The following is a 19,854-nucleotide window of genomic DNA, read 5'->3' on the forward strand; positions in this document are numbered from 1 at the left end:
ACAGGCGTTCTTTACGTGAACATCGGCACATTTCTTGCAACACTCCTCAGTTAATTTAAAATTTTTCTCTAGATAATAATATGGATGTCTACACTTATGCTATCACAACTTACATGCTATGAAATTAAACTCAGCCACGCCCAGCAGTACGATTTTTCCGGTCACACCGTCCGCAGAAATCCAGCGTACAGGCACGTTTCATCAGTGGGTAGCCGCCAATCCCACTCGCCTTCGGAGACGGCGCAGTGAGGAGGCCGTATGTCACGCATAGCCCTCCTCTCTCGGGTAGTGTCTGCGAACAGACGTGAAGTGCTGGCGCTTGTCATCACCGCAGGCTTGCTCGTCTCGCTCGTGGTAGCGGCCACACCAGCGGGAGCCCTCAACACCGTTCTTCACGGCCCGAATGAGGTTGACACCAACGAACGTCTCACCGTCAAGGCTGACGTCGATATCCGCCCGAGCGACGAGTTCTCGCCAAACGAGTTCACCTATACGATTTGGCCGACAGAGAGTCCAGAAAAAACGGTCACGGTGACGTTCGCTCCAAACGGTACCGTCCTCGACATCTCCCCAGAGCGCGGAACGGTTGACAACCGCATCCACGTCAGACGAGTTGCGAACACACTCGAAATCACACCCATCAAGCGCCCCGAACCGGGCTTCGGGTACGGCTACGGCTATGGGTACGGCTATGGCTACGATACGGAGCTTGCGTATGAATACGAGATTTCGATGGACGCAAACGCCTTCAAGCAAGGATCCTACGAGAGTCAACTCGTCGTTTCCGCCGACGGCGGGAAAACCGACGAGTCGAACGTATTCGACTTCGACGTGACGATTCCAAGCGAGGACGAGGACGCCGATGGTGCGGGAGACGGAGAGAAAAACAAGGGTAAAGATAAAGACAAGGGTCGAGACAGCGACCACCGGTCTCCGGGTGACGTTGGCTCGTGGGTCGCCGTAATTGGGAACTTCTTCCGGGCATTGATTGCGAGCTTCCTCGGTTCGTTCGGAGTGGTTATCCCGTAGCTCATGGGCCCAGACAACAGTTTCACGGCTCGACAGTTCGCAACCGAGCCGGTCGCCACCCTCAGACAGTACGTCCTTAGCGATGACTTACTCCACCACGGCAGCGTGATGGCCGTCGCAACCGCTGCGAGTGGGGCGCTCAATTACGCCTATCAGGTGTTTATGGGCCGGGCACTCGGCCCCGAACAGTACGGCGTGTTCGGCGCGCTGTTCGCGCTGTTCTATCTCGTGAACGTCCTCGGACGAGGCATCCGCTTCAGCGCGACGCGCTTTAGCGCCGAACTCTCAACAGACCGGGCGGCGCTCGGTGCGTTCCACCGTGGGTTTCTCCGCAAATCGCTGATGTTCAGTTGCGTCGTCTTCGTGGTGCTCGCCCTGAGCACACCGCTACTCGGTGACTTCCTCGGCGTCTCGACGCCGCTGTTGCTCATCGCCATCGCGGGAACCGCGCCGTTTGGCCTCGCGCTCACGGCGAACTTCGGAACCTTCCAGGGACTCCAGTGGTTTCCGACGCTCGGCGGCTACAAGGTACTGCTCGCCGGGGTGAAACTCGCCTTCGGCGTCGGCCTCGTCACCCTCGGCTACGGCGTGTCCGGCGCGTTCGGTGCGCTCGTCATCTCCTCTGTTCTCCTGTTCGGGCTCTCTACGGCGCACGTTTTCAGAACCCTCGGCAACGAGAGAACGTCATTCGAGTTCGAGTACACTCGGGCCTACAAATACACCCTTCCGGCCGTGCTCGCCGGATTCTGCCTGACCGTGCCGACCACGGTCGACGTCATCCTCGTCAAGCACTTCTTCCCGAGCCATACCGCCGGATTGTACGCCGCCGCCTCGGTGCTCGGGAAAATCCTCATCTTCCTCCCGATGGGCATCAGCACGGCGCTGTTCCCCAAAGTGTCGGGCCAGCAGACGAGCGGCGAGCGCCGGGCCCTCCTCACGCGCGCGTTGTTTTACACGGCCGTCATCGCGGGGGCCGGAGCCGCGCTGTTTGCGCTGTTTCCCCACTTCGTACTGACCGCGTTCTACGGGATGCCCTACGCCGATGCAGCCGCTGTACTCCCGTGGTACGGGGTTGCAGTCTTTGCATTCTCGCTGTCGAGTGTGACGCTTAACTTCCAACTCGCGCTCGACCAGAACCGGTTTGTCTACCTGTTTACGGCTGGCTCGCTCGTGGAAATCGCCCTGATGTGGGTGTTTCACGGCTCGTTGCTCCAGTTCGTCCAGATTCTCTTTGTCGTGAATGTGGGCCTGTTCGCACTCGGCCTGTTTGAGGTGTACTCATGAGTAAAACCGATTCCACTTCCAGAACCCCAGCATCGTCCGCAAACCAAACCCGCTCGGTCGTCGTTCCCGTCTACGGCGAACACCCGGAGACGGTGTCTGCGCTCGTCTCTGACCTGTACGACGCCGGATGGGACGAGGTCGTCGTCTGTGCAGACGACCCGACACCTAACCTCGAAGCACGACTCTCGACGCTCGCAGAGGACGGCAGAACCGCCGTCTCGCTGAGCGACGCTCGCCGTGGAAAAGGGGGCGCACTCAGCGACGGACTCGACGTCGCTACGGGCGACGTCCTCGGATACGTTGATGCAGACCGCGCGATTCCCGTCGCTGAACTCGACCGGCTCTACTCGGTGGTCGAATCACACACTGCCGCGGTGACGGTCGGTTCACGCGACCTCGAAGGGAGCTGTCGTCTCTCACAGACACCCGCCCGCCAGTGGCTCGCAAAGGGCTACCGCTCGCTCGCACGCCACATGACGCGGGTGCAAATAGAAGACCTCCAGTGTGGCGCGAAAGCGTTCCGCGCGGAGGTCTGGGAGCAGGTTTCGCCGCGGATGAACGAGGAGGGCTTCGCTTTCGACACCGAATTCGTCGCCCGCGTCCACCGTCACGGCTACGAGGTGAGTGAGGTCGCAATCGAGTGGGACGACCCCGGCGACAGTAGCGTCTCACCCACCCGCGACGCCCCCGATATGCTCCGGTCGTTGTTCCGGATTCGCCGCTCACTTCGCGGGCCGATTCCCACCGCCGACCGCGACGACAAACTGTCGGTCGCGCTCATCACGTCGCATCCGCCGAATCGCGGCCACCTCGCTGAGTACGGTGAGGAACTTGCGAGAGCGTACGGCCAGCGCGACGACCTCGACGTGACGGTACTCGCCCGGCGAATGGACACCGCACCTCCCGTCGAGTTCCGCCGGGGCTACGAAGTACGTCGGGTTTGGGATCGCGACTCGTTCGACGGCGCGAGTGCGTTGCTCGAAGAACTCGTCGCGGGCGACTACGACGTGGTGCACTTCAACATCCACATGACCTACTTCGGCAACGAGAACGTCCACCGGTTCATCGGTCTCGTGTTGCCGCCGTTGCTCAGCCGCGTCTACGGCATGAACGTCATCACGACGATGCACGACCTACTCGAAGTCGTCGAAGAGGAGATGATAGACGAGAACATCGGCCTCGTAGAACAGGTCGGTGCGCGGGCAGCGACCCAACTGCTCTTGCTCGGGGACGCATCGACCGTCACCTCGAAAGAGTACCTCGACATCCTCACCGACCGCTACTACTCGAAAGACGTTTTCCACGTCCCTCACGGCACGTTCGCGTGCGCGGACGGTGGTGTCCAACAGATACCCGACCCGTTCCGTATCATGGTGTTTGGCCACCTCAGTCCGACGAAAGACATCGAGACGGTGGTCGAGGCGTTCGAGGACGTTCGTGCGGCTATCCCGGACGCAGAACTCTACATCGCGGGTGACTCACATCCCGGTTTCCCCACCCACCGCCAAGACCTCGAAAACGCGTACGGCGACCGGCCGGGCGTCCACTTCCATGGCTATGTCGAGGACGACGAGATGGACGCCGTCTGGCAGCAGTCGTCGGTCGTCATCATGCCGTATCGGACGTGTACGGGCGTGAGTGGCGTGTTCCAACTCGCCAAAACCTACGGTACGCCGGTCGTGAGCTACGACGTTGGCGGGATGCGCACCTCGACCGTCGAAACCGGTGGAGCCGCAGAGTTCGTCCCGCCAGGTGACGCCTCAGCGTTGGCTGGGAAACTCCGTTCGCTGTGGACCAATCCTGACCGTCTCCACGAGATGGCCCAACAGAACGCGGAGGCCGCAAACGCCTACACCATCGGTGATACCGCAGACCGGATGGTCGAAATCATCGAGGAGCGTGTGCTGCCATGACAGAACTCACCGTTGACCAGACCACGGCGGACGACCAGCAGATGACAACTGAGTCCATCGAACAGACTTCCGTCCTCACGGAACTCGACACGGAACCGTGTCCCCACCCCGCGTGCGACGGCTCCCTTGACCACTCGACGTACAAGGGGTACGACGCCGTCGTCTGTGACGACTGCGCCACCCCGGCGGTGTGTATCTTCGGAGATGGAGAATGACGGGCGAGGACGCACCCCTCATTTCGAGTGGCGTGGATGCGGCAAAACGACGGCTCATGGAGTCGATGCCCGATGCTCTCAAACGGCGACTCGTCGGCCCGTACAACCGCATGCTGAAAGCGAAGGGAAATCGGGCGTACAGAACACGACAGCAGGCGCTTCCCACACGGTCGCCCAGCGACGACGCCCCAGACCACATTGTCTGCGTCGTGGTAGATGCACTCCGAGCTGACGCCGTGACCGCAGAGGATAGCGCGTTTCTCGCAGAGCGGTTGTGGGGTGACCTCGTCACGCCCGCTCCGTGGACGTTTCCCGCGGTCACCTCGCTCGTAACTGGCGAGTATCCCCACGAACACGGGTCGGTTCGCCAGTCCGACGAGTCGGACACCGGCGCAACCGACCTCGTCATCCCGCCGAAACTCCCCGCCGACCGCGAGACGCTCCCCGACGTGTTCGGGAGTGCAGGCTACGAAACCTACGGTGGCTTCGCGTTTCACATGCCGTTTTTCGCCATCGGCGGGCGATTCGCCACCCACTCGCTCTACGACGACGCGCCCGCCGACACGCTCGTAGACGATTATCTCGACTGGGCTGACGCTCAAACTGGGAAGACATTTTCGTACCTCCACCTCGCAGACCTTCACGAACCGGTCGACCCACCCGCACCTTACTGGGGGCGCTACGAAGTCGATGCGTCGATTCCAGACATCAAGACGTGGGACTACACCGAGGCGGCCGATGTTGGCCCCGACGGTCGGCGCTACAGAGCAAATCGGAAACAGCTCTACCGCGCCGCCCTCGCCTTCGTCGATGACGAACTCGGCCGACTCTCCTACAACCTGAACGAGCGTCTCGATGGCGACGTTGCGCTCGTCGTCACCGGCGACCACGGCGAGGCGTTCTGGGAACACACCGAATTCGACGCGGCTCACTTCGCCGACTCGCGGCCCGCCTACTGCGTCGACCACGGCGGCACGCCCTACGAGTCGCTGACGCGCGTCCCCCTCGCGGTCGATGGACTTGATCTCGCGCCTGCCGACGGCGGGACGCCGTCGCTCATCGACCTCGCGCCCTCGTTGCTCGACAGTGTGGGGTTGGGCGACGCCCTCGAACCGACCGGTACATCGCTCGTTTCTGGCGTCCCGACAGACCGCGTCACGCTCGTCGAAAGCGCGCGATACGGTCACGAAAAGAAGGCGGCCTACTTCGACGGCTGGAAACTCGTCGTCTCGAAAGGCGACGACCAGTCGGTCGGCTTCGACCTGCCAGCAGCGGAGCCAACGACGCTCCCCGAAGCCGTCGAGCGTCGGCTTACCGAGGCACTCCCTGCGTGGCCAAACGGCGAACACGCCGACGTTCGCGTCTCAGGAATGGCCCAACAGCGTTTGGAGGACCTCGGGTATGTCTGACCGCGAAATCCGAGATACTCCAATTGCGTTCCAACCCAGCCTCTCCTCCCGTGATTCGTCCGCGCAGACAGCAACCGCTGTCCTCGCTCCTCCACTGCAGTTGATTCCAATGACTCTCATCGACACTACCACCGACTTAGCATCGCAAGAAAGCGCAGTCACCACCGTCGGGGTAACGCCATGAAGGTCTGCGTCATCGGGCTTGACGGAGCCACGTGGGACCTCCTCGACCCGTGGCTTGACGACCTGCCGACCATCAAATCGTTCGCAGACGAGCGACGGACGGAACTCGACAGCTGTATCCCACCGCTGTCGATGCCCGCGTGGAAGGTGTACTCCACGGGGATGAATCCGGGCGACCTCGGCGTGTTCACCTTCGTCGAACCCGACTTCGAAGACCAGCAGTTCAAGACGGTCACGAACGAGTCGTTCACGACGCGCGAAATTTGGGATTACCTCGGTGAACACGGCCACCAGAGCGCCGTCATCAACATGCCAACGACGTACCCACCGCGGGACGTAGACGGCTGGATGATAAGCGGCCCATTCTCGGGGAAACAGGAAGAGTACACCCAGCCAGCCACTCTCGAACGCACGCTGAATCGCAACGAGTACACGATTCTTCCCGAGTACTATCTCTCGCGCGACCCCGACGACATCGACGGGGCGGTCGCGTCGGTCGAGAAAAAGCTTCAGACGGCACTTGGCTTCACCGAAAAAACTGACTTCATCCACACGACGCTGTACCTGACCGACACGGTCCAGCACACGGAGTGGGACTCGCCCGTCGCAAAGGCGTTCTGGGAGGAAGTGGACGCGAAACTTGCGTGGTTCCTCGACCAACTCGACGAGGAGTGGAACGTGGTACTCATGTCGGACCACGGGTTTGGCTACACCAAGGGGCGTTTTTACCTCAACACGTGGCTCGAAGAACAGGGCTACATCCACATCGACGACTCGGGCTTCGACCTCGGCGACCTCTTTGGCGTGGTCGGACTCGATTACGACCGCGCGCTCGCGCTCATGCAAAAGCTTCGCCTCTCCGGGTTCGTTCTTGACGTACTCCCCGAGAGCTTCCTGCGGAAAGTCGCCCGGCAGATGCCCGGCAACCGCAAGCTGGAGGGGTTACAGGATAAAATCGACTGGGAGGCAGACGCCGTTGCCCTCGCGCCACTCATCTACACGCGCAACAAGCAGATTGCAGACGAAATCCGGAGTAAGTTGCTCGAAGTCACCGACAGAGACGGCGAGCGCGTCATCGAGGAAGTGTATTACGGTGAAAACATCTACCCCGATGCGGACGTGCGCGTGCCCGACCTCGTCATCAAACACACCGACTACGGCATCAGCGACATCGTGAAACCGGGCGTGCTGTTCGAGTACGACGGCAACTGGCGACATCACAAGACGGCCCACCACCGCCGTAATGGTATCCTCACCGCACGCGGGCCGGACGTCGAAGACGTGTCGTTCGACTCGCCGCGGCTCTACGACATCGCCCCGACGATTCTCGACGGCTTCGGCATCGACATCCCCACAGGGATGCGCGGTGAGAGTCTCGGCTTGCTCGGGAATAACGCCCAACGGCGGGACGTTCCGGTCGATCGTAACGTCGAGCGGGTGGTCGAACACGATGCCCACGTAGAGCAGAAACTCAAAGACCTCGGATATCTGTAGATGACGCCCGACAGCCCGATTTCACTCCCGCGCAGCCTCGATGACAGCCGACTACAACACGCCCTGTGTTTCCTCGGTTTCCTCGTCATCTACGGACTGCTCCTCCGTGGCATCACCATCGGGAACCTGTACACGTTCGGGGATTTCGCGCCGTTCTACGGCACGGACGGACTCACTAAGTTCACCACTGTCTGGGTCAATCAGGGGCTTGGTTACTCGTACATCTACCACGTCCTGCCCGCGTATCTCGGGGCGATAACCGCCGTCGGTGGCGTCCTCGCACAGAACCTGCTGTTTCTCGCGTTCATTCCGGTGGGTTACCTCACGTTCCTCGTCTTCGGGAAACGGTTCGTCGAGTCGATTCCCGCCCTGCACCTCGCCGCGTTCGTTTACGCAATCAACCCACTCACCATCGGTGAGTTCGTAAACGGCGGGGTCGCCGCGCTCATCGGTTTCGCGTTCCTTCCGCTGTTGTTGTACTACCTGTACGCCATCGTGGACACCGACTCGTGGGATGCGACGCTCAAAGCGGGCGCGGTGTTCGGCGCGACGACGGTCAGCCCGTGGCTCGGTTTCTGGATGGTTGCACCGTTCGCGACGTATCTGGTTTACCGCGCACGGTGGTCGCCGCGCACTCTTCTCAAACTCTGCATGTCCGGCGCACTCGGCGTGATTCTCTCGCTCCCGAGCGTCCACCACATGCTCCAGCGCGCGCTCGGCTTCGACTCCGGCCAAAGCGTCCTCGAAAGCACGTTCATGTGGAACTACACCGAGGCGAGCGTCCTCGCCGTTGTCCGCCTCGCGGGGAATCACGGCGTGATGGCGATGAACCAACTCGGCTACAACGACGACCCCGCGATGTTGATTGGGTTGGTCATCCCCGGTATCGCGCTGCTCGCCATCCGCCAGCGCCGACTGACGGTGTATTACGCCATCGCGTCGCTCATCGTCTCGTTCATGGTGCTCACGAAGTACGGCGTCACGACGCCGCTGTTCGAGGTGTTCCCACCGATGTGGTCGCTCAGAAATCCTGTGAAACTCCAGTACCCGCTCACCATCTGCATGAGCCTCCTGTTCGGCGCTGGCTTGGACACGGTGCTCGTCGGCCCACGCGCGGAACCACATCCGCTCGCAACCCCCTCAAAATCGACGCGACCTGTGCTCACCGACGGCGGGACGCCTTCGCGGGCGAACGCCGTCGTCCTCGGCATCGTCTTACTTTCGCTGGTCGCCTACGCCGCACCCGCTGCGGGCGCGCTCGGCCTCCAAGACGTTCGCGGCGACGATTACTACGTCCCCGACGAACAGGCCGAACTCGCAGACAGACTCGACGGAACCGTGATGTGGGTGCCCTACGGCTACACCTCACAACTTCGCCTGCGCCACACGTACCCCGCCCACGTCGGCCTCAAAAGCGGCGGCATCGCACAGGGGATTCAGAACGCCGGATACGTCACAACGCTATTCGAGAAGTTCGCCCGTGACCCCGAAGCCGTCCGTCCACAGCTCGCCAAACAGGGCGTGAAGTACGTCGTCGTCGAGTCCGACCCGCCGGGCGACATCGACAACGGCCAGCCGCGCGTCGTCGAACGCTGGGGTGCGCCGTGGCTCTGGGGGAGCAGTGAGAACTACGATGACCGACTCGCAGAAAGCGACGGCTACGAGGAGGCCTTCGAGACGGGCGACTACACCGTGTACCGCGTCGAAGGCGCGCGCGATGTGTCGCGCTTCGAGGAGTACGACGGCCTCCACCGCCTCTACTACCCGAATTCGCGTGGAACCGTCGAAACGTACGGCGAAAACCGCATCACAAACGGCGGGTTCGACGACGACCTCGACGGCTGGTGGGTGTGGTCTGGGGAGAACGGCACGCAGTCGCGCGTCATCGAAACTGACGAGGGCGACCACGCAGTCGAGATGGTGACCGAGTCGGGCGATGCCTACCCGCTCGCCCAATCGACCACGGTGGAAGCCGACCAGCCCTACGAACTCGCCGTCTCCGGAGCCGGGAACGCGACGGTTTTCCTCTACTGGTACAACGGCAGTAAGTCACAGGACAACCTCGTCGCCCGCGAGAGCCACCTGCTCAATGAATCCGCGACGACCGTGCTCGCACAGGGTGACACCCTCTCGGTACGCATTCGTCCCGACTCGTCGCGCGTGCGTATCGACTCCGTCTCGCTCGAACGCGCGAGCTACCCGCGACAAACCGGGTTTACGACGAACGGCGGGGACATCCCCGGCGTCGTCGTTGATGGCTACGACGACAATCAAACGCTCGGCACAGCCGTCGCCGTCAACCTGAACAAGTCAGAAGCCGACGCTGTCGGTGCCGATGTGGTCATTCGAGACGCAGAGACGATTCTCGACGAGCAACTCGTTTACAACGAATCGTATCGTCAAGGCGCGGGCGTCCTTCTCTCAGAAGACGATGTAGAAACCGTGGTTCCAGACGGCGCAACGGCGGTCACGTACGACCATCCCGACGGCGTCGTCCTCGACTACTGGATGTTTGGCACGTTCGACACCCGCTCGGTCACCGTGCTGGCCACCTCCTACGACGAACGGTGGGTTGGCCCTGCGGACGCAGACCACTTCCGCGCCTATGGCTGGGCAAACGGCTACCTGAACGCAGAGCCCGACGAAATTCGCTGGACGGGTGGGGAACTCAGAACGTGGGTCGTCCGCATTTGGGCCGGTGCGTGGATCGTCGTGGTGTCCCTGCTCGTCTCGAACGCGCTTAGAAAGCGGTGGCTCGCGCGTGAAAACGGTGACCGACTGGGTCTATGAGCGAGACGAATACCCGGGCTCTCCGTGTCCGACTGGCGTCCGTCGTGTCCCACGACATCCTCGCGGTGGGCTATTTTCTCCTGTTGAGCCTGCTCGTATTCTACCCGCTGTTGGATTCCGGTTACATACTCACGCTCGATATGATTTTCGCGCCCACGGCTGACTACTTGCAGTTCGGTCTGACGACCAAGGGGCCGCTGTACTACGGCCGACTGCCGTTTCTCGCGGTGCTCGATGCCGCGGCGCTGGTCGCACCCGACTGGCTCATCCAGAAGGTAATACTCGTCTGTCTCCCGGTGTGGTGTGGGTGGAGCATGGTTCGCGCGTGTCGGGGACAGCCCCGCGTGGCCGCGCTGTTCGCGGGGACGCTCTACGCCTTCAATCCGTACGTGTACGTCAGACTGCTCGCCGGGCACTGGTACTTCTTGCTCGGCTACGCGTTCGTCCCACTCGCCATCGTCTCGTTCGCCCAGTATCTCGACGAGGGGCAGCCACGGTCGCTCGTCGGTGCGGTTTGGTGGACAACGCTCGTGAGCGTGTTCGACCCACACGCAACCGTACTGGTTGCTGTGGCTGGCGGCTGTCTGTTCGTCACGCACGCCGCGAGTGAGTGGCGGCGTCATGCAGAAATACTCGCTTCCATCCGACGATTTGCAACGTTTTCTGCGGGTGCATTCCTCGTAAACGCCTACTGGCTCCTCCCGGCGCTCGCCGCGGGAGTGACTGGTGGGACTCGTCTCACGGCTATCTCGGGGGCCGACCTCACCGTCTTCAGTGCCGGGGGAACGATTGCCGGAAACGTTCCCCTCTCCGTGTCGATGCTTTATGGCTTCTGGCGCGGCGGCTACCTGACGGCGTTCGAACTGCTGCCGTCGTGGCTCGTGTTCGGCCTGTTCTGTGGGTTGCTGTACCTCGCGGTTCGCGGTGCTGTCACGGCCAGCGACGAACCACTCGTGGCCGGGGTCGCCCTCTGTGGCGTCGGTGCCTTCGTGCTGAGCCTCGGCGTGAGCACGTCGTTTTCAGACCCACTGTTTCGGACGCTCGCTGACGTGCTTCCGTTGTTTCGCGGCATGCGTGATTCCCAAAAATTTGTGGGGCTGCTCTGTTTCGCCTACGCATTCCTCGGCGGGCGGGGTGTCTCACAACTCGTTTCGGAGGGTGGCGGGCGAAGCCACGACGAAACCGATGTCTCACACCGGCGCTGGACGCTCCCGTCTCGTCGCAGCGTTCTTCGAGTGGTGTGCATCTGTTTGGTGCTCGCCACACCGCTCGCGTACGCCGCGCCGATGTTCGGCGGCTTTTCGGGGCAAGTCGAGACCACGACGTACCCTGAATCGTGGCACACCACCAACGACTATCTCGTCGGCGCGTCCGACGGTTCGCGGACGCTCTTTCTCCCGTGGCACCAGTACATGGACTTTTCGTGGACTGACCGTCGCATCGCAAATCCTGCACCGTTGTTCTTCGAAACACCGGTGATTGCTTCCGAGAATCTCGAAGTCGGCGACGTTCGATCGCGGGCGACCGACCCAACCCATGAGGAAGTCGCGGCAATCCTCGAACATCCTGACGACGACCTTGGCGAGCGGCTTGCGGCGGTTGGGGTCGAGTACGTTATCCTCGCCCACGAGGTGGACTACCGACGGTACGACGTGCTCACAGACCACGAGGATTTCTCCGTTGCGGTCGCTTCACCGGGGCTTACGCTGTACAAAAATAACGCATACGCTCCCGGGGAGGCACCTCGAGCTGGCCCGCTGATTCCACTGTGGCCGCTCCTGGTCGGAAGCGTCGTGTCCGTCGTCACAGCGGCGCTGCTCGTGGTGAAACGACGCGAGAATTCCCTCTAACAGAGTCACGTTGCGGGTCGCTCTCGGATGTGGTAAAAAAGAAAATGAAAACCGGAGTTCTTGGAATGAGATTTGACGTCTACCGGATGACGTCGAGTCCGTTGTTGTTTTCGACTTCGTTCTGCCCGCCGTCTGACTGGGCACCGAACGTTTTGATGCCGTTGTCGTCGTTGTCGTCACCAACTTCGTTCAGCTTCGCGCGCGAGCGGTTGGCCTGTTTCTGCGTCGATGGGCCGAGAATCTGCGCACTCTGGACGCCGGTCATGATGGCCATGACGCGAACCTTACCCTTGTACTCCTCTTGGATGCGCGCGCCCCAGATGACGTTTGCCGAGGCGTCGAGGCGCTCGGTGATGTTCTGGGCGATGCCCTCTGCCTCTTTGAGCGTGAGGTCTGGGCCGCCAGTGATGTGGACGAGGCCACCCGACGCCCCGCGGTAGTCCACGTCGAGCAGTGGGTGGTTCATCGCGTCGCGCACCACTTCTTCGGTTTTGTTCTTGTCTTGGGTCTCACCAACGAGCATCACGGCAACGCCACCTTGGTTCATGATGGCGGTCATGTCCGCGTAGTCAAGGTTGATGAGCGACGGCTGGGTAATCGTCTCCGAGATGCCCTTCACGGTTTCGGCGATGATCTGGTCCATGACCGAGAACGCCTTGCCGATTGGGAGGTTCGGGACGTAGTCGAGCAGGCGGTTGTTGTCGAGGACGATGATGGAGTCCGCGGCGTTGCGGAGCTTCTCAAGGCCTTCTTCTGCTTTCACCGTGCGGGCACGCTCGACGTTGAACGGTGTCGAGACCATGCCGACGACGATTGCGCCTTGCTCTTTTGCGATTTTGGCGACGACGGGTGCCGCACCGGTCCCCGTCCCGCCACCCATGCCTGCCGTGACGAACACGAGGTCTGCCTCGCCGAGCACTTCCTTGATGGTCCCCTGGGCCATCTCGGTTGCGCGTTCGCCCATCGATGGGTCGCCACCGGCACCAAGCCCCTGAGTCAGCGACTTGCCGACGAGGATTTTGGTGTCCGCCTCAATCATCTTGAGGTGTTGTTTGTCGGTGTTGATGGCGATTGTGTCTGCGCCCTCGACACCGATGTTGTAGAGCCGATTGATGGTATTGTTCCCGGCACCACCAGCACCGACGATGACGATTCGTGGGTCGCCAAATTCGTCGCCGGTAGAGGAGGCGTCGGCTCTCTTTTGCTGTTCTGCTTCCGAGTTTTCAAGTGCCGACTGAACGATGTCTTGCATTGTTAGACCCTCGCCCAGTTGCGCTTTTTGCTCGTGGGCTCGCGGCCCTCTGTCTGTTCGTTGAGCATCTCGCGGACTGCCGACCGAATGGCTTCACTGCGATTCGGGAACTCTCCCGTTTCGACCATTCGCTCAACTTCCTCGATCTGCTGCTTTGGAATCCGTAATGTCACACGCTCCATGGTATATCCCCTTTGTAAGATGTGCGTATGCGGGTCACCCGCATACTTGTCTTACACACCAAAACCGATAGAGGTCGCACCGTTCCACCCCTATTTCGGCGGTCTGTAAGACAACCGTCTTACGCAGAAGTATACACAAATTGAAGGGTTATAAATGTTTTGGCGATTGTAAGACGCTGCCAAAAATTCTGCGTGTCTTCGTTTACGACCGGTCGAGTACGTCAGCCGCCGGCGTCCGACGCCCACAGCCCGGGCAGAACGCCCAGTCAGAACGGACCTCATCGCCGCACTCACAGAACACGCGATGGGTTCCCTTCTCGCCGCAGTTTGGACAGTACACGTGGTCGCCATCGAGCGATTCTCCACACTGGACACACGCGTCTTCGGACTGCTCACGGGGTGCTGACTCGGATGTCTTACGTACTTCTTCGCGGGCGCGTACCCCGTCGCCTTCGAGCGAGATGGTGACGTTTACGTCCTGTGCGCGCTGGCTGTGCGCGCCAAGGCGGGCGTCGATGAGCGTATCTAGTCGCTTTGAGATGAGCGCATCCACTCGTTCTGCAACGAGTGTATCGAGGCTGTCGGCCGATGCCTCGGGTTCGGGCGGCGGACTCGCGTCGAGGTACTGCCTGAGCGCCTCACGCATGACCTCACTTTTTGAGGAGTCGAACTCCTCTAAGCGTCGAACGAGGTCGTCGTTGGCCCGAAACGTGATTTTGCTCATCTCGCCAATCGTCTTACGGCTTGTCTCCCACGCATATTAACTTTCCTACCAGTCTGACGCCTGTCGTCTGCCCGGCATCCGTCTGCCGGGTGCGAATAATAATTCTTAAGTCGGGCAATCGTCCTACGTTGTATTGTATCCGCTCTTAGCTCAGCCTGGTAGAGCAGTCGACTGTAGATCGACTGGTCCCCCGTTCAAATCGGGGAGAGCGGACTTTTCCTGCGAACAACGTGAGCAGTGAAAAGTGCACCCGGGTGATTTGAAGCCTCCCTGCGGTCGCTCCTTTTTCAAATCGGGGAGTACGAATTCCAGCTACCGTTGAATCCCCAGCAGACACCCTGCTCCTGCGACCAACAGACCGAGATACGTGAGAGACATCTCGTAACGACGGGGAAAAACGGGGAGTGGCTTTTGCTCAGTCCAGTACCGCAGCAAGCGGGTCGAGGAAGCCCGCACCATAATACTCTTTATCGTGGCCCTCCGGAACACTCGAGGTTCGTTCGAGCACGGTTCGAACCTTGTTCGCGGAGTAGTCTGGATTCACGCTTTTGACGAGTGCGGCGGCCGCGGCGACCTGCGGGGCGGCCATGCTCGTCCCGGCGAGCCACGAGTAGGTGTTTTCGAAGCGAAAGGAGTCCGTGGCTTCGTCGTATGTCGGGATGGCGTAGGTGTTGTACACGAGGTCGTAAAACCACGGAACACCGGTGTCGATGGCGTCTACGTCCGCGTCGCCGCCGGGTGCGCCGAGGTCCACCGCGTTCGTGCCGTAGTTGGTGTAGAACGCAGGCGAATCAAACGATTCTCGCAGGCCATCGTCACCCCACTGGTAGCCAACGGGGCCGGTCGCGCTGATGCTCATGACGTGCGCCGCCTCGTTTGGCAGGCTGATGGCGTTGCCGTCGTGTTGGAGGGCTGCGCCGTCGTTGCCCGACGACGCCACGATGAGCGTGTCGAGTTGAGTGCTCACGTAGGCGGTGGTTCGATTGAGTACCTTGCCGTAGAACTGCCCGTTTGCACTTCGAGAAACTGGGTACGCGCCGAGACTCATGTTCGCTGCGTCACACCCAATCTGTCCCGCGTACACGAGCGCGGCGAGGATGTCACCGAAGTTCGCGGAGGGGCCGGTCGAGAACACGCGACAGTCGATGATTTCGGTGGCCGGTGCGCTCCCGGTCACGCCTTCGTCGTTCTGGTCGCTCGCGGCGATGATGCCCGCGACGTGTGTGCCGTGGCCGCCACCGACCGCACGGCCTGCGCCGTAGCCGTCGCCGGTGAAGTTCCGCGAGAGGTCGGTGTTGACTGCGTGCTGGAGGTCGGGGTGAGTCGCAGAGACACCGGAGTCAATGACCGCAACCCGCGTGCCTTCACCGCGGGTCACGTCGTGGACGGCGGGGATGTTCTGTACCTGTTTGTCCCACTGCATCGCGTAGCCGGGTTCGTCCGAAGTTTCGGCAGCGCTCGCAGGAATGTCGAGTTCGTAGATGAGGTCAGGTGCAAAGGAGACGCCGAGGGCAGAGACCGCCGACTTCGTCCCCGAGACAACCGCGTAGCCAACGTCGTCTAGGTCGTGGACGACGCTCAGCGCCGATGCGGTGAGTTGCTGGTCGCTCAGGTGTTTTGTTTCGACGATGTACCGTTCCGTTGCTTCAGTTGCTGAGACGATTGGACTGGCGGCAATCCCACCCACGAGAAGGCCACTCGCTTTGAGAAAACAACGACGAGAATTGTTTACCATACAGGCTTACTTTCACACATGATAACATATATTATTCTATAAGTTCGATTATTTAATCAAGTCTAATATACAACTGAAAAAGCTGTGGCTCGGTGGTACAATCGGCCGAAAAACGGGTGGAAAGTAGGTGGTGTTACGCCGTTGCCTTGAGGACGTCGTCTAAGTACTGCTGTTCCCATTCTTTGCGCGCTTCGATTTCGCGGCGGCCGCGGCGCGTGAGGGTGTAGAAGTTCGTCCGGCGGTCGAGTTCGCCCTTTTCGACGAGGCCCTTGTCGACGAGGGTGTCGAGGTTCGGGTAGAGTCGCCCGTGGTGAATCTCCTTTTCGTAGTAGGATTCGAGTTCTTCTTTGATGGCGAGGCCATGCGGTTCGTCTTTGCCTGCAATCACGTACAACAGGTCACGCTGGAAACCAGTCAGGTCGTGCATTACCACACAGTATCACGTACCCCTTCTTATCCCTAATGGCCGAATACGTGTCCCATTGACAGGTATCCTCCCAACTATCTGACTCGACTGATGGTGCAGTATCGACGCTGCGAAATTACGCAGACTGAATGCCCGTGACTTCGAATCGAGCGCCCGCAGAAGCCCCCTCTCGAATCGAGATATTCCAGTCATGCCCCTCAACAATCTGCTGTACGATTGATAACCCGAGTCCGGTACCTTCTGGTGCGTCGGTGAATCCGGCTTCGAACACTTCGGCTCGGCGTTCTGGTGGGATTCCAGGCCCGTCGTCTTCGACGTAGAAGCCCCGGTCATCCGTGAGCGTGCCGACGTGGACTGCCACCGTTTCACCACCGTGTTCGATGGCGTTTCGAAAGAGATTCTCGAACAGCTCATACAACCGCCCCTCATCCGCCAAGACCGTCGTTACGGGGTCAATATCCACGGTGAGCGTCGCCTCGTGTGAATCGACGTGCGACCACGACGTTTCGACAGCCTGTCGAAGCGCTACCACGTCCGGGTCGAGTACGGTTCGCCCCTGTTTGGCGAGCGTGAGAAGCTCGTCTATCAACTGCTTGATTCGCTCGTGTGCGCGCTCGACCGAATCGAGATGCTCCGCCGTGTCACCCTCCCGGGAGAGTGAGAGTTGCCCTATGGCGATGGCGAGTGGGTTTCGCAGGTCGTGGGCAATCGTGTCGGCGAACGTTTCGAGCCGCTCGTTCTGTCGTTCGAGATTTTCCTGTTTCTCGATTCGCTCGGTGATATCTCTGAAGATACCGATTCGCTCTGCGTCCGTGTCTCGGTCGGTGATACTGGCGGTGCGCAACTCCGTTACGAGCCGAGTGTCGTTTTCGAGTTCCCACTCGACCATCGTCGTATCTGACGCATCGCCAGTCATCTGCCGGTGGAACTGTTCGACAGCCGTACTGGGAGAGAGTTGGAGCGTCGAGATCGACGCGCCGGTAACCGTTGACGCATCGACATCGAAGGTGGTGGTAAACGCGCTGTTCACCTCCGTCACGATTCCATCGGCGGTGCCGACGAGTACGGGGTCTGGTGAGGCGTGGAACAACGTTTTGAACCGCTGTTCGCTCTGATCTTTCTGCCGCGTGAGTTCGAGCGAAAGCGCGCGTCGTTCGAGGAGATTTTCGACACGAACGTTGAGTGCGGTTTTGCTTACTGGTCGCTGTATCACCTCGTCTACAGTGTCCGTGATTGCAGACGAGAGGTCGTCCGGTGAGTGTGTGCCGGTGAGCAGTAAGTACGGGAGGAAAGTCGGCTCAGCCGCCTCTTTTTCTGCTTCGAGTTGCTCGCGGTACCGCTGAAACGACTGGATGTCGAGCAGACAGAGGTCGAACGTCGGCTCGGAGAACGGGTCGTCTGCGTGCGTTTGTACGGCAACGTCTGAAAACTGGTTCGTGAGGAGTTCTCGATTCCGGTCGCTCTCTACGAGCAACAACAGCGTCGGCGTCGAGATGCCGTCGGGGGCTGCAGACGCCACTCGTTGTTCAGTCATTGCTCCGGTGACCCGGGCTGGTGTCCCATTCCGGAGATCCGCTGAGGATCCCCTGCAGGTTTGTGAGTGGGTCGCCAACGGTGATTCCGTATTTCGTAATCTCGAATTCGCGAAGCGTCCGCTCGAAGTTACTGGTCCGCATTTTCAACACGCCGATGACCTTCCGCATCTCGCCTTTGAACTCGAGGTGTCGGAAGAAGACGATGTTATCTGCGAGATAGCTGATGCCGACGTTCGTTGCCTGGAACTCTCCGGTGACGTTCGCCACTTCATCGATGAGGATGACAGTCACGCCCATATTTTTCAGATACTTGTTGAGCGAGTGCAGATGCGTGATGAGTTCATCTTCTTCGCCCCGGAGGCTGAGTTTGTAGCCAGCCACCCCGTCGATCATGACGATGTCCGTGCCTTCGACCTCAACTTCGTGGCGGACGCGTTCTGCGAACTCCTGTGGAGAGACTTTGAGTGGCTCTATCTCTTCGACTTTGAGCGACCCCCGCTCACACATCTTCGTGACGGGTGTGTTAATGGCCTCAGAGCGCTGTTTGAACGTGGCTTCTGATTCCTCAAAGAGGTAGATGACCGACCGTTCGCCGCGGCCTGCGGCTTCTTTCATGAACTGTGTGCCTGTCGTTGTTTTCCCGACGCCCGTCGGGCCACTAATCACGGTGACTGTGCCACGATTCAACCCGCCACAGAGCAGTTCGTCCACCTCGGGAATTCCTGCCGAAACCTTCTCTTCGACGAACGATTTGTTGTGCTTATCCGGCCTAATTTCTGGAAAGACGGTGAGTCCGTCTGCATTCAGTTTCAACGAGTGATTCCCATTTTCGACGGACGACCCGCGAAACTTCGGGACGCTAATTTTGCGTCCGGTCGAAGTGTATCCGAGTTCGATGGTTCCGTCGCTCATGAACTGGAGGTCTTCGTCGGGTGCGTTCTCCGTTGCTTGTGTCGTAAACAGCACGGTTGCACCGTACTCACTGAGGAGGCGCATGAACGACAGCGCCTGCTTTCGGAACTGGTACTCGTCGGTCGAGAGGTAGCGAAGTTGTGTAATCGGGTCAACGAACACGCGGTCTGGGTCGAGTTCTTCGACGCGGTCTGTAATCGCCTTGACCATCGGATCTCGCTCAACTTCGCTCGACTCGAAGATATCGTAGCCCTGGTCGTCTGCGAAGAACTCTGAGTTGGGGCTTAAATCGAGGAAATTGATGCCGTCAACATCGAAGCCAAGCCCGGCTGCGTTCTGGGCGATGTCTTCGGTCGTTTCCTCTAAATTGATGAACAGCGCGGTTTCGTCGTTTTCGACGCCCTTAGTGAGATAGTGTAGGCCAAGAATTGTTTTCCCCGTTCCCGGGTCACCGCGGACGAGATAGCTACGCTCTGTGATGAGCCCGCCGTTGAGAATGTCATCGAGGCGCTCTACGCCGGTCGAAATGCGTTCCGGTGGTTGCTCGCGGTTCTTCTGCGGGCCGGGGTCTGAATTTTGCGTCATGGTTAGCGGAGGGGTGTCGGCTTGGTTGCGAAAGGTGTCGGGTTCGAACACTCATTTCGGCCGTCGAGGTGGCCGATTGCGCCAGCGTTCGCGTCGCAGATGGAACCCATAGATGTTCTTTCACCTCAGAAAAATTCTATAATTAATCAATTATGTCTGGCCGTAAAAATGTTCTGGTCAACTGTACAGTACAGAGCTCCGCATGCTTCTGTGTCCAGCGTGCGAGGCCACTGCTGTGCATTTGCTATCGTGCCATGTGGTTTATTTGTCTGGAGGTCGCGCCAAACTCACGCGCCTCTTGTAGCATGATTCGCCACGGTCACGTGGCAAAAACC

General features: G+C 60.2%; 15 protein-coding genes and 1 tRNA gene. 9 read left to right on the forward strand and 7 right to left on the reverse strand.

Annotated features, from left to right (window positions below; translation table 11 throughout):
* The first annotated feature begins 258 nt into the window (after positions 1-258).
* The 8 genes from V5N47_RS10355 (at position 259) to V5N47_RS10390 (ending at position 12,167) form a co-directional block, all read left to right on the forward strand.
* Complete coding sequence (locus V5N47_RS10355; protein ID WP_338727328.1) at positions 259-1,029, forward strand: hypothetical protein; 771 nt, start codon at positions 259-261, stop codon at positions 1,027-1,029.
* Positions 1,030-1,032: 3 nt separating this feature from the next.
* A complete protein-coding gene (locus tag V5N47_RS10360; protein WP_338727329.1) occupies positions 1,033-2,313 on the forward strand; it encodes a hypothetical protein in 1,281 nt (426 codons plus the stop codon).
* Positions 2,310-4,226: a glycosyltransferase gene (locus V5N47_RS10365; protein WP_338727330.1), complete on the forward strand. Its 1,917-nt coding sequence runs from the start codon at positions 2,310-2,312 to the stop codon at positions 4,224-4,226. The genes V5N47_RS10360 and V5N47_RS10365 overlap by 4 nt, the downstream gene beginning before the upstream one ends.
* A complete protein-coding gene (locus V5N47_RS10370) occupies positions 4,223-4,441 on the forward strand; it encodes a hypothetical protein (RefSeq protein ID WP_338727332.1) in 219 nt (72 codons plus the stop codon). Before V5N47_RS10365 ends, V5N47_RS10370 begins: the two co-directional genes overlap by 4 nt.
* Positions 4,438-5,850 carry a sulfatase-like hydrolase/transferase gene (locus V5N47_RS10375; protein ID WP_338727334.1) on the forward strand — a complete coding sequence of 471 codons (1,413 nt, stop codon included), beginning with the start codon at positions 4,438-4,440 and terminating at the stop codon, positions 5,848-5,850. The genes V5N47_RS10370 and V5N47_RS10375 overlap by 4 nt, the downstream gene beginning before the upstream one ends.
* Before the next feature lie 180 nt (positions 5,851-6,030).
* Positions 6,031-7,527: an alkaline phosphatase family protein gene (locus V5N47_RS10380; protein ID WP_338727336.1), complete on the forward strand. Its 1,497-nt coding sequence runs from the start codon at positions 6,031-6,033 to the stop codon at positions 7,525-7,527.
* Positions 7,528-10,317 carry a hypothetical protein gene (locus V5N47_RS10385; RefSeq protein ID WP_338727338.1) on the forward strand — a complete coding sequence of 930 codons (2,790 nt, stop codon included), beginning with the start codon at positions 7,528-7,530 and terminating at the stop codon, positions 10,315-10,317. It abuts the gene before it with no gap.
* Entirely contained in the window at positions 10,314-12,167 is a 1,854-nt protein-coding gene (locus V5N47_RS10390; RefSeq protein WP_338727340.1) for an alpha-(1->3)-arabinofuranosyltransferase family protein, read from the forward strand. The genes V5N47_RS10385 and V5N47_RS10390 overlap by 4 nt, the downstream gene beginning before the upstream one ends.
* Positions 12,168-12,246: 79 nt before the next feature.
* Here V5N47_RS10390 and ftsZ read toward each other — a convergent pair whose 3' ends face one another.
* From ftsZ to V5N47_RS10405, 3 genes are all read right to left on the reverse strand, one after another.
* Entirely contained in the window at positions 12,247-13,419 is a 1,173-nt protein-coding gene (gene ftsZ / locus V5N47_RS10395; RefSeq protein ID WP_338727342.1) for a cell division protein FtsZ, read from the reverse strand.
* Positions 13,420-13,421: 2 nt separating this feature from the next.
* Positions 13,422-13,601 (reverse strand): ribbon-helix-helix domain-containing protein, encoded by a 180-nt coding sequence (locus tag V5N47_RS10400; RefSeq protein ID WP_332898092.1) that lies wholly within the window; start codon positions 13,599-13,601, stop codon positions 13,422-13,424.
* A 202-nt stretch (positions 13,602-13,803) separates the two neighbouring features.
* Positions 13,804-14,325 carry a zinc ribbon domain-containing protein gene (locus tag V5N47_RS10405; protein ID WP_338727346.1) on the reverse strand — a complete coding sequence of 174 codons (522 nt, stop codon included), beginning with the start codon at positions 14,323-14,325 and terminating at the stop codon, positions 13,804-13,806.
* Positions 14,326-14,464: 139 nt separating this feature from the next.
* On the opposite strand from V5N47_RS10405, the gene V5N47_RS10410 reads away from it, so the two are divergent.
* Positions 14,465-14,538 (forward strand) — tRNA-Tyr (locus V5N47_RS10410).
* A gap of 202 nt (positions 14,539-14,740) precedes the next feature.
* Here V5N47_RS10410 and V5N47_RS10415 read toward each other — a convergent pair.
* The 4 genes from V5N47_RS10415 to V5N47_RS10430 form a co-directional block, all read right to left on the reverse strand.
* Positions 14,741-16,060: a S8 family serine peptidase gene (locus V5N47_RS10415; RefSeq protein WP_338727348.1), complete on the reverse strand. Its 1,320-nt coding sequence runs from the start codon at positions 16,058-16,060 to the stop codon at positions 14,741-14,743.
* Positions 16,061-16,193: 133 nt separating this feature from the next.
* Entirely contained in the window at positions 16,194-16,487 is a 294-nt protein-coding gene (locus tag V5N47_RS10420) for a PadR family transcriptional regulator (protein WP_338727349.1), read from the reverse strand.
* A 115-nt stretch (positions 16,488-16,602) separates the two neighbouring features.
* Positions 16,603-18,021 (reverse strand): ATP-binding protein, encoded by a 1,419-nt coding sequence (locus tag V5N47_RS10425; protein ID WP_338727350.1) that lies wholly within the window; start codon positions 18,019-18,021, stop codon positions 16,603-16,605.
* Complete coding sequence (locus V5N47_RS10430; protein WP_338727351.1) at positions 18,014-19,519, reverse strand: ATPase domain-containing protein; 1,506 nt, start codon at positions 19,517-19,519, stop codon at positions 18,014-18,016. The genes V5N47_RS10425 and V5N47_RS10430 overlap by 8 nt, the downstream gene beginning before the upstream one ends.
* Positions 19,520-19,854 lie beyond the last annotated feature (335 nt).

Source organism: Haladaptatus sp. DJG-WS-42, assembly GCF_037198285.1.
In the GTDB taxonomy this organism is placed as follows: Archaea; Halobacteriota; Halobacteria; order Halobacteriales; family Halococcaceae; genus QDMS2.

Coding starts and splice junctions, on each gene's coding strand:
- V5N47_RS10355 (WP_338727328.1), top strand. CDS start 259: ATGTCACGCATAGCCCTCCTCTCTCGGGTAGTGTCTGCGAACAGACGT.
- V5N47_RS10360 (WP_338727329.1), top strand. CDS start 1,033: ATGGGCCCAGACAACAGTTTCACGGCTCGACAGTTCGCAACCGAGCCG.
- V5N47_RS10365 (WP_338727330.1), top strand. CDS start 2,310: ATGAGTAAAACCGATTCCACTTCCAGAACCCCAGCATCGTCCGCAAAC.
- V5N47_RS10370 (WP_338727332.1), top strand. CDS start 4,223: ATGACAGAACTCACCGTTGACCAGACCACGGCGGACGACCAGCAGATG.
- V5N47_RS10375 (WP_338727334.1), top strand. CDS start 4,438: ATGACGGGCGAGGACGCACCCCTCATTTCGAGTGGCGTGGATGCGGCA.
- V5N47_RS10380 (WP_338727336.1), top strand. CDS start 6,031: ATGAAGGTCTGCGTCATCGGGCTTGACGGAGCCACGTGGGACCTCCTC.
- V5N47_RS10385 (WP_338727338.1), top strand. CDS start 7,528: ATGACGCCCGACAGCCCGATTTCACTCCCGCGCAGCCTCGATGACAGC.
- V5N47_RS10390 (WP_338727340.1), top strand. CDS start 10,314: ATGAGCGAGACGAATACCCGGGCTCTCCGTGTCCGACTGGCGTCCGTC.
- ftsZ (WP_338727342.1), bottom strand. CDS start 13,419: ATGCAAGACATCGTTCAGTCGGCACTTGAAAACTCGGAAGCAGAACAG.
- V5N47_RS10400 (WP_332898092.1), bottom strand. CDS start 13,601: ATGGAGCGTGTGACATTACGGATTCCAAAGCAGCAGATCGAGGAAGTT.
- V5N47_RS10405 (WP_338727346.1), bottom strand. CDS start 14,325: ATGAGCAAAATCACGTTTCGGGCCAACGACGACCTCGTTCGACGCTTA.
- V5N47_RS10415 (WP_338727348.1), bottom strand. CDS start 16,060: ATGGTAAACAATTCTCGTCGTTGTTTTCTCAAAGCGAGTGGCCTTCTC.
- V5N47_RS10420 (WP_338727349.1), bottom strand. CDS start 16,487: ATGCACGACCTGACTGGTTTCCAGCGTGACCTGTTGTACGTGATTGCA.
- V5N47_RS10425 (WP_338727350.1), bottom strand. CDS start 18,021: ATGACTGAACAACGAGTGGCGTCTGCAGCCCCCGACGGCATCTCGACG.
- V5N47_RS10430 (WP_338727351.1), bottom strand. CDS start 19,519: ATGACGCAAAATTCAGACCCCGGCCCGCAGAAGAACCGCGAGCAACCA.